Annotated in this window: 8 protein-coding genes; 2 read left to right on the top strand and 6 right to left on the bottom strand. The window is 65.8% G+C overall.

The window, feature by feature from the left end; genetic code table 11:
- Positions 1–102: 102 nt before the first annotated feature.
- Genes QZT63_RS19465 through purM form a run of 3 tightly spaced genes read right to left on the bottom strand, consistent with a single transcriptional unit; the run spans position 103 to position 2,722 of the window.
- Complete coding sequence (locus tag QZT63_RS19465; protein WP_290653644.1) at positions 103–939, bottom strand: DUF3034 family protein; 837 nt, start codon at positions 937–939, stop codon at positions 103–105.
- A gap of 50 nt (positions 940–989) precedes the next feature.
- Complete coding sequence (purN, locus tag QZT63_RS19470) at positions 990–1,658, bottom strand: phosphoribosylglycinamide formyltransferase (protein ID WP_290653646.1); 669 nt, start codon at positions 1,656–1,658, stop codon at positions 990–992.
- Positions 1,655–2,722: a phosphoribosylformylglycinamidine cyclo-ligase gene (gene purM, locus QZT63_RS19475; RefSeq protein WP_290653647.1), complete on the bottom strand. Its 1,068-nt coding sequence runs from the start codon at positions 2,720–2,722 to the stop codon at positions 1,655–1,657. The genes purN and purM overlap by 4 nt, the downstream gene beginning before the upstream one ends.
- A 182-nt stretch (positions 2,723–2,904) precedes the next feature.
- On the opposite strand from purM, the gene QZT63_RS19480 reads away from it, so the two are divergent.
- Complete coding sequence (locus QZT63_RS19480) at positions 2,905–3,960, top strand: DUF2066 domain-containing protein (RefSeq protein WP_290653649.1); 1,056 nt, start codon at positions 2,905–2,907, stop codon at positions 3,958–3,960.
- 70 nt (positions 3,961–4,030) lie between these two features.
- On the opposite strand, the gene QZT63_RS19485 is transcribed toward QZT63_RS19480, so the two are convergent.
- Positions 4,031–5,014: a YdiY family protein gene (locus QZT63_RS19485; RefSeq protein WP_290653651.1), complete on the bottom strand. Its 984-nt coding sequence runs from the start codon at positions 5,012–5,014 to the stop codon at positions 4,031–4,033.
- A gap of 248 nt (positions 5,015–5,262) precedes the next feature.
- Here QZT63_RS19485 and hda point away from each other — a divergent pair, with 248 nt between their 5' ends.
- Complete coding sequence (hda, locus tag QZT63_RS19490; RefSeq protein ID WP_290653653.1) at positions 5,263–5,970, top strand: DnaA regulatory inactivator Hda; 708 nt, start codon at positions 5,263–5,265, stop codon at positions 5,968–5,970.
- A 38-nt stretch (positions 5,971–6,008) separates the two neighbouring features.
- On the opposite strand, the gene QZT63_RS19495 is transcribed toward hda, so the two are convergent.
- Together QZT63_RS19495 and wrbA are read right to left on the bottom strand one after the other, a co-directional pair.
- On the bottom strand, positions 6,009–6,356 hold the full coding sequence (locus QZT63_RS19495; RefSeq protein WP_290653655.1) for a DUF2069 domain-containing protein: 348 nt from the start codon (positions 6,354–6,356) through the stop codon (positions 6,009–6,011).
- Entirely contained in the window at positions 6,353–6,955 is a 603-nt protein-coding gene (gene wrbA, locus QZT63_RS19500; protein ID WP_290653656.1) for an NAD(P)H:quinone oxidoreductase, read from the bottom strand. The genes QZT63_RS19495 and wrbA overlap by 4 nt, the downstream gene beginning before the upstream one ends.
- Positions 6,956–7,183: the final 228 nt, after the last annotated feature.

Below are 7,183 nucleotides of genomic sequence, written 5' to 3' on the forward strand. Positions count from 1 at the left end.
ACCGGGGCGGCAAGTACATGGGCCAGAGCGGGGTGACCTTGCCGCGCTCCTGAGTGTGTGCCGCGGTCGGGCGGGTTTTACCGCGACACCGCCGGTGTCCCGTTAGTAGCGCCCGCGCAGGGCAATGAACGGGCCCCGTTGCCGCGGGGCTCCGCCAAGCCGCCCCTGATCCTGCCAGCCTGCCGTCACATGGACCGTCGCGCTGGTGGCGTAGCCAAGGTAAGCCGTCCACCAGGCGTCGCCGAGATCCTCCGGCAGATAATCCGGCTGTTGCCGATATTCCGTGCCGAGGGTGAGCCGCGGCGACACACTGGCGTGGAACGCTGCCTCCAGCTGAAGCCGGTGGCTGTCGTCCCTGTCGCCACCGAAGCCAAGCAAACCGCCGGCGTTGGCACGGGTGTACCGCGCCGTGGCGTGCAGCAATAAGGCCTGCGCGGGCCCCAGTTGCTGGCCGGTGCCCACGGTGAGCATGGTGTCCCAGTCATTGCGGCGGGCGGGTTGCGAGGCGCCGAGGCTGCGCTCCAGGCCGAAGTCTCGCTGACGCCGGTGACTGATGCCCACGCTGGCGGCCGGTCCCAGTGGGCTGTCGGCTGACCCGAGCACGCGAACCCGGGCGGCGAAGACGTTTTGGCGGGCATCGTCGCTGCTGCCGAAACCGAGGTTGGCCTGTGCCACACTGAGTTCCAGGCGATCATCCAGAACAACGTTGGCTGCCAGCGTGGTGAAGTGGGCGTCCGTCAGGCGGGCGTGGTTGATCGCGACAGTGCCGCCCACGGCTTCACCGTCGCCTGCCAGCTGGGGGCCGGGGGTCAGTATGCCGTCAGCCGCGCCCTCGATCTGCCCTGGCAGGCCGCCGCTGAAGGGTTGAGTGGCGGCCGTTGAAGGCAGGATCAGCGTTGTTACGAATGCCATGGCTGACAGGACGCGTCGTTGCACCATGAATTGCTGCGCCTCACAAAACGGCTGTCTCGGCTGAGTATCCGGCCGCCTCAGCCCGGGAGTGGGTCGTTCGGGCCCAGGCGAACGGGTGTGTACAACGGCGCCCCGTCGAGCAACGCCACCTCGCGGTCGAGCTCCAGGCGCCCCTGGGCGAACCACCGTACCACCAGCGGATAGATCCGGTGTTCCTGTTGCAGTACACGGTTTGCCAGGCTGTCCTCGGTGTCATCCGGGTTAACCGGAACCACACCCTGGGCAACCACCGGGCCCGCGTCTAACGCCGGGGTGACAAAATGCACGCTGCAGCCGTGTACCGTGTGCCTGGCCTCCAGAACACGTCGGTGCGTATGCAGACCCCGGAATGCCGGCAGCAGGGAGGGGTGGATATTGAGCATCCGGCCCTGGAAATCGTTCACCATCCCATGGGTTAGAATACGCATAAACCCTGCCAGTACCACCAGCCTGGGCTGATGGGCATCGATGCGCTCGCGAAGGGCGGTGTCGTAGGCCGCGCGATCGAGAAAATCGCGATGATCCACAACTTCCGCGGCCATACCGGCCGCCCGCGCTCGCTCCAGCCCGTAGGCCGACGGGTCGTTGCTGATGACCGCACGGAGATCCACCGGCAGGTGGCCAGCGCGCTGGCTGTCGATCAGGGCCTGGAGGTTGCTGCCGTTACCGGAAATAAGGACCACGACAGGAAGGGGCGGGGTGCTCATGCACCCCCCGTCAAACGAACGCGTGCTCCGCGGGCGGGGTCCCACGGCTCGACGCGGCCGATCTGCCACGCCATTTGGCCCGCCGCGCGCAGTCGGTCTATCGCCTCCTGGCACGCGGCCGGCGGGACGCAGACCACCATACCAACCCCGCAGTTGAAGGTGCGATACATCTCCGCTTGTGCGATGTTGCCCTGGGCCTGGAGCCACTGGAACACAGCTGGCCAGGCCCAGCTCGTGTCATCGATGGCCGCGGCGCAGTGATCCGGCAGTGTGCGGGGCAGATTCTCCGGCAGCCCGCCGCCGGTGATGTGGGCCATGGCGCGGACATCCACCTGGCCCAGGAGAGCATGAATGGCGCCGGCGTAAATGCGCGTCGGCGCCATGAGTGCGGCACCCAGGGTGCCATCGTCCATGGCCTGATCCAGGCTGGCGCCGCTGTGTTCCAGGACGCGGCGGACGAGGGAGTAGCCGTTGGCGTGGGGGCCACTCGCTGCCAGGGCGATGAGGGCATCCCCTGGTGCCACCCGGCTGCCGTCGATGATGGCGTCGCGCTCCACCACGCCAACGCAAAAGCCGGCGAGATCGTAATGGCCCTCCGCGTACATGCCCGGCATTTCCGCAGTTTCCCCGCCGAGCAGGGCCGCCCCCGCCTGTTCGCAGCCGCGCGCGATACCTTCGATAACGACGGCAGCCACGTCGACATCGAGCTTGCCGGTGGCGTAATAGTCGAGGAAAAACAGCGCTTCCGCGCCGCAGGCGAGGATGTCGTTGGCGCACATCGCCACCAGATCGACTCCAATCCCGTCATGGCGGCCGGTCTCGATGGCGAGCTTGAGCTTTGTGCCCACGCCGTCCGTCCCGGAGACCAATACCGGCTCACGAAAACGCTCAAGGGGCAGGGCGAAGAGGCCGCTGAAGCCACCGAAGCGGCCAAGGACCTCAGGGCGCTGCGTTCGCGCGACAGCGGGCCGAATGCGATCCACCAGCGCGTTGCCGGCATCGATGTCCACCCCGGCGTCGCGATAGGTCAATCCGTAATCGGGCGGCTTCTGATCCGAGGCCAATGGCGCTGCCCCCCTGTGAGCAATGCGTGGTTTCAGGGCTCGTATGGTATCGGATGCGGGCGTAAGCGGCATCCGCCGAAGGCGGTTTTGGCATGCTATCGTTTGCGCCATGATGGTGTGGGCCTCGGCACCGGTGCAAGCCGGCCAGAGGGTAAAGTGATGGGATTGCACGCGGAGATGGCATGAGGGCTCGGGTTGTATCGGTGTTGTTGGCGCTGTGTTTGCTGCCGGCTCTGGCGCAGGCGGCTGCAGGGCTTTTCGACGCACGCGTTGAAGTTGAGAGCGAGTCGGGCGCTGAGCGCGATGAAGCAACGCGTGAGGGGTTGCGAGCAATCCTCGTGCGCCTGACGGGGCGCGAAGTGCCGGAAGAGCACGAGCCCCTGGCGGAGCTGCTGGCCGATGCGAGCCGGTATGTCCAGCAGTACGGCTATGGTGGCGCCGAGGATCAGACTTTGGAGCTTCGTGTGCGGTTCGACGGAGCAGCGCTGCAGCGCGAACTGATCGAACGGGAAGTCCCCTTCTGGTCTCTTGAGAGGCGGCCGCGCACCGTAGCCTGGGTTGCTATGGACGACGGCGGTGAGCGGCGGATCCTCGGCGGCGAAGAAGGTGCACATTTCCAAGAGGTCCTGCGGAGCGCCGCCACCGAAGGGGGACTGCCGGTCATTTTTCCGTTGATGGATTTGCAGGACCAGCGGGAGTTGAGCTCGTCTGATATCTGGGGCGGTTTCCGCGACCCGATTCTGGAGGCTTCGGAGCGCTATGACAGCGAGGCGGTGCTGGTCGGGCGTATAGCGGCGCGTGGCGACCGCTGGCGGGGCCGCTGGATTCTCTTCTGGGGGGGCGAGCGCCTCGAGTGGACCGTGCAACGTGACGAGGCCGAGGAGGTGCTGGCGACGGGCATGACCACCGGGATCACCCAGCTGGCGGGCCGTTACGCGCGTATTCCGGACCCCGATGCCGCCGGCCAAGTGATGCTTCGCGTCCAGAATATACCCGATCTGAACGCCTACGCCCGTGTTGAGCGGTATCTTCAGGGATTGCGTGGAGTGGAAGCCGTGGATGTCGTTCGTGTGGGCGGCGATGGGGTGGATTTTCGCCTGCAGTTTCAGGGGTTGCCGGAGCATGCGTTTGAGCGGATCAGGAGCGGTCGTGTGCTGGTGGAACTCGAGGAGGTGGAGGATGACGCGGCCGCGGATGGTGATATCAGGCCCGATTATTATTTGCAGTTTCGCGGCTAGTGTCCTGTAACCGCGGTTACAGGACACTAGGTTGGGGCGTCCATGCCCCGGTGATAGGCAGCTGCAGCCGCTACCAGCTGTAGCCCGCTGTCAGGAGGTATGCCGTATCCGCGCGACGGGTGTCGCCCGGGGGTTGGTTGTCGTAGTCGAAATTGACCTGCACGGTTCCGGTCATGCCAACGACAAACGGGAAGCGCACGCCGGTGCGCGTGTGGACGCGCAAGTCCTCCGCGTCTTCGAGATTGACCAGCCCCTCCTGGGCGTGGAACAGGCGAACACCGTCGCCGGCAAGGCGTTCCTCGTAGTCCAAGGCCCAGCGGCCGGCCGGATTGCTCTCGTTCTCGGCCTCGTAGAAATCCTCGTTGACATAACTGACGCCGAGTTCGGCCGACAGGGTGCGCGTGTCGGTGTCAAACACCTGATAACCGAGACCCAAACCAGCGACCGTTCGCAGGCGTAGATCCCGGAACCGGTCGCGAGCCACTGACACATTGCTGTTCAGGTACAGTCTCTCGGAAACGAAGTGGTCGTAACGGATGCCGGCCGCGGTGCGATCCTCCGTATCCTCGCCGTCGTCGCGGGCGCGGTGCAATTCCGCCTCGAAGCGCAGGCGGTTGGCCTCCCTGCGGACTCTGGTATCAGCCGTGGCACTGTAAGTCTGGCTGCGCGTGTTGCCATCGGTTATCCGCGCTCCCAGGGTAATGTCGCCGCTGGTCTCGATGGGCTCGCGCGCCGCATCCTCCGACTCGCTGACGCGGCTGAGCTCTTGCACCGGAACAGTCCCGGGCTCGGTAGACTGCACACTGTCCAGCCGGATAGTCCCGTTGTTGGCCTCCGCCGCCTGGCCACGGGCTTCCGCGCCGTTGTCGAGCGCGGCAGCTATCGTGTCCTCGGTCTGGAGCTGTGCCACGGCATCCAGCGGCAGGGAGAGGGCCTGATCGGTGCCGTCAGGGCGAAACGTCAGCGCGCCGTCGTCGATTGCCAAGAATGTGCCGCGCAGGCGATCCCCGTTGTCGAGGATCAACGTATCGGCGAATGCGGCGGGCATGGCCATGGCCAGGCTCGTAGTCGAAACCAGCACTGCACAAAACGATCGCACAGGACCTCCTTGCAAGCATGGTGGTGGGGTTTTGAGGTTTGGATGGTTGGCTCTCACTCGCACGCGGGAGCGAGTCTACTGGCCGACAGGGCCTTTGCAAACCCTGAGCCCCTGAGGCGCGCCTGTGGCGAGGCATTGTCAGTGCTCGCGGCTCGCCCGCCAGCACGCGTAGAATGCCCGCAATACTCGCCTCGGAGGGACGCATGGAGCATCCGCCACCGACTGTGCAGTTGCCGCTTGCTATCCGTTGGAATGATGCCGCCAGTTTCGACAGTTTCCATGCGGCCGGCAATCGTCAGGCCCTTGCCGCGGTGGAACGTCTTTTGACCGGCAGCGAGGGTTGCGTGTATCTGCACGGTGCTTCGGGCACGGGGAAAAGCCATTTGTTGCAGGCGGCGAGCCGATGCTTCGGCGCGGACGGGGCGCCGGTCGCCTATGTGCCACTGGGACAGAACCTTTGCCTGTCGCCGGAGGTGCTCCATGGCTTGGAAACGTTGCAGCTGGTTGCTCTTGATGATCTGGGGGCTGTCGCAGGTAAGCCCGCCTGGGAAGAGGGCGTGTTCCATGCGTTCAACCGCATGCGCGATACCGGAACACGCGTGCTGCTCAGTGCGTCGGCTCGGCCTGAGGCGATCGGGTTTCAGCTACCCGACCTTGTGTCGCGGCTGCAGTGGGGGCTGATGGAGCGCTTATCGCCCATGGACGACGAGCAGAAACTCGGGGCGCTGCGTCACCGCGCCCGGCTGCGCGGGTTGGATCTCCCCTTGGACGTGGGACGCTATCTACTCCGGCGACAGCCCCGGGATACCACATCGCTGTTCCGCTTGCTGGAGGTGTTGGATCGTGCCGCCCTCGCCGAACAGCGGCGCCTGACCATCCCATTCCTGCGGCGTGTCCTTGGACACGGCTGAGTCGCGGTTGGCTGCGGCCCGACAGGCGCCCGTGCGGCTCACGCGCGTGTAAGCCGCACATAAAGCACGCACCCGACAAACAGCAGCAGACTGAGCGCGATTTCCAGCGCCGCCAGCCACCGGATCAGCCCCGGTTCGTTGATGAAGGTGGCGCCATGGATGAAATAGGCCATGGACAGCAGACTCGTCCATGCGCAGGTGTAAGGGCGCCCGTGGAGAATGCCGCGTACACCGAGTGCCAGGGGCCCGACACCGAGGAGCAACAAAGGTGCCACCAGCCCGGTGTCAGGGGGGGCCAGCCAAGTCAGCCAGCTCATGAGCAGGGCCATAAGCCCGAAGTGTCCCGCGATGGCAGCCCGATGTGCGGCTATCGCCGGGTTGCTCATTGCCGTCCCCGCTCCAGCGCAACCGCAGTTGCCGCGAGGCGTTGCCCCAAGGCGCGGCACAACACCTCTTCCTCAGGGCTGTGGGGCGCGGCGGCATCGCTGCCGGCGACGTGGCTCGGGCCGTAGGGAGTCCCGCCGCTGCGAGTGCTGTTGAGCTCGGGCTGGGTATAGGGCAGCCCCATAATTAGCATGCCGTGGTGCAGCAACGGCACCATCATGGTCAGCAGCGTCGTCTCCTGGCCACCGTGCATGGAACCCGTGGACGTAAACACGGCTGCCGGTTTCCCCGCCAGTGCACCCGGCAGCCACAGGCCGGATGTCCCGTCCAGGAAGTGCTTCAGCGGTGCCGCCATGTTGCCGAATCGCGTTGGGCTGCCCAGGGCCAACCCGTTGCAGGCCTCCAGGTCATCCAGTGATGCGTAGGGGGGTCCGGATGTCGGGACCGGGGGATCGATTGCTTCGGTGGTCGTGGACACCGGGGGAACGGTGCGTAGCACCGCCTCGGCGCGATTGACCGTCTCGACGCCACGGGCGATCTGCTGCGCCATGTGGCGCGTGGCGCCGTGGCGGCTGTAGAAGAGTACGAGGATTTGCGCCATAGGACTCTGCAAGGCTCTCGGATTTTTCGGGGCGTGGCGCCCCGGTCGCATTGTACGGCCGCGCCGACGTAGCCGGCATTGTATGGGACTTGGCTCACGCGCAGAAGGCTAGTGTCCTGTCCCGTAAATAAGTTGCGAAAATTGGCGTGGATCCTGACGGTTCCTGGCAAGGCGCGCCGACGAGGCGTAGCGGGGACTACGGCGAGGAGGCGCAACGCCGCCAGGGGC

Source organism: Aquisalimonas sp., assembly GCF_007120195.1.
Classification (GTDB): domain Bacteria; phylum Pseudomonadota; class Gammaproteobacteria; order Nitrococcales; family Aquisalimonadaceae; genus Aquisalimonas.